The sequence below is a fragment of the Methylobacterium sp. WL103 genome, assembly GCF_008039885.1.
GTDB classification, from domain to species: Bacteria; Pseudomonadota; Alphaproteobacteria; order Rhizobiales; family Beijerinckiaceae; genus Methylobacterium; species Methylobacterium cerastii.
In genome coordinates this window covers 1-451 of sequence record NZ_VRUX01001285.1, presented here as the reverse complement: position 1 = coordinate 451, position 451 = coordinate 1, and the positions used below count along the sequence as shown (strand labels likewise).

Annotated in this window: 1 protein-coding gene; it reads left to right on the top strand. The window is 78.7% G+C overall.

The features are described 5' to 3' along the window. A partial coding sequence (locus tag FV222_RS29015) for an FAD-binding protein (RefSeq protein ID WP_147816552.1) occupies window positions 1-451 on the top strand: 451 nt, incomplete at both ends.

The following is a 451-nucleotide window of genomic DNA, read 5'->3' as shown; positions in this document are numbered from 1 at the left end:
CCGCCGGATCGTGCGGGCCGGCGGCGATTCCACCGGGGCCCGCGTCCTCGAGACCCTGGTCCGGGCGGTGTTCGCCACGCCCTCGATCGAGCTGGTGACGGCCTCGGTCCACGACCTGCTGCGCGACGAGCACGGGGCGGTGGCCGGCGTGGTGTGCGAGCGCGACGGCGCCCGCTTCCGCATCCCCGCCCGGGCGGTGGTGCTCGCCACCGGCGGCGTCGGCGCGCTCTACGCCTCGACCACGAACCCGCGCGGCGCCACGGGTCAGGGCCTGGCGCTGGCGGCACGCGCCGGCGCGGCGATGCGCGACCTCGAGTTCGTGCAGTTCCACCCGACGGCGATCGCCGTCGGGGCCGACCCGATGCCCCTCGCCACCGAGGCGCTGCGGGGGGAGGGCGCGCGCCTCGTCGACGAGACCGGCGCCGCCGTGATGGCGGGCATCGCCGGCGGC